This is a genomic window from Paracoccus sp. PAR01, assembly GCF_014851995.1.
Classification (GTDB): domain Bacteria; phylum Pseudomonadota; class Alphaproteobacteria; order Rhodobacterales; family Rhodobacteraceae; genus Paracoccus; species Paracoccus litorisediminis.
Map to the genome: position 1 here is coordinate 1 of NZ_JACVAW010000071.1, position 1433 is coordinate 1433.

The window sequence follows — 1433 nt, forward strand, 5'->3', positions numbered from 1 at the left end:
CGTCAATCCCCACGCATGGCTGACAGCCACGCTCACCGCCATCGTCAAAGGCCACAGACAGAGCAAGATCCAAGACCTGCTCCCGTGGAATTACGCAGTCACCGTGTGATCGGGACACCGCTTACGAAGTTCCTCATCTTAGGCGCAAACCTCGACAACCCTCTGAAGGGCCTCCGAGCATAGTCATCCGGATAGCTCCGCCAGTGTCACTTGATGATCGGTCGAGAGACTTCACACCGTAGATGCGTCGCAAGCGCTTTTATCTGGCCCGTCGCACCAAACCGCAAGGTGAACCCGTCGGAGTGGCTGACTTCCGGATGGATGGGTTTACAGACCTCGACCAGACGTATCTCTGGCGTAGGGTCGCGATAACACACAACTATTCGGGCACGATATTCAGGCCGTCCGAGCGACCATTTCTATCTTATGCAGTCGCCATTGTCGCACCACAGATCCAAGCGGCAATGGCGACGCCGGAAAAACAACGGCAGATCATGCTTTCTGGTTCGACGACGACTACGGTATGCGACAGCGCGCCCATACGATACCTATTGTTCTCTTGGATGCCGGTTTGGCCGTCGTCTCGTCACCCACTTTGACCGACCACCAAAAGAGTTCGCCGCATCGACAAGGAAGTCAGCTTCGCGAGAGCCAGCTAGTAAGCAAATGCCAACCGGCAGATTGGACCGGACGTCCATTCGCGGTTGGCGACCTGCGATGGTCTTCTTCCCATTGGATGGGATCGAGGGCAATACGACACATGCAGTGTGGTCTGAAGTGCAGACCACAGGCGTTAATCGCTGGATCACTCCAGACGCAGCTGTTTGCTGTCGATGAAGCCGCATACTTACACGGTGCTGTGATTGCAGAAAGAATTGATCCGGTTGCATACGCTGTGCCCGTCGATCGACGCCATCCACAAAGCTCTCGGTTGCCATGCACTGAACCGCCTGAACACCCTAGGCTCGTTGGACCTCGCTCACCACATCTTAAGAATAAGGCCTAGGAGCTTCAGAAGACGACGCTTGAAGGGTTCTGGTCGAGGGTTGATCTGGATGGTTCGGAACGTAGGACTGGGCTACCGAACGGCAGCACCTCCGAAACTGGGGACACCGGCGCGACAGCCTTGGTGCCCGCGCTCCGATCGATCCGATCTGCGCGCTAATTTACCATGTGCCGACCGACGTTAAAAATAGTTGCACCTTACGATATCCAGCGCGAATTCACCCGCCACGAAACTACTGGCTTACCTACCGACCATAACGGAATTGAAACCGCACTGACAGTTCACACACCTTTATTGCCGCACGCGCGACGCAGGTTGAACCGTCCTCGAATGCACTGCCGACATGACCGGGATAGACTGTCGGCTGTCCTTCATGGATAGCGCGTCGGGCCAAAGGATCTGCACTCCCCCGGGTCGCGGTCAAACT

1 protein-coding gene is annotated in these 1433 nt (G+C 56.2%); it reads left to right on the forward strand.

The features are described 5' to 3' along the window. Positions 1 to 109: transposase domain-containing protein (locus IB235_RS24645; protein ID WP_192338877.1), on the forward strand; the 109-nt coding region annotated here is incomplete at its 5' end. Between the last annotated feature and the right edge of the window lie 1324 nt (positions 110 to 1433).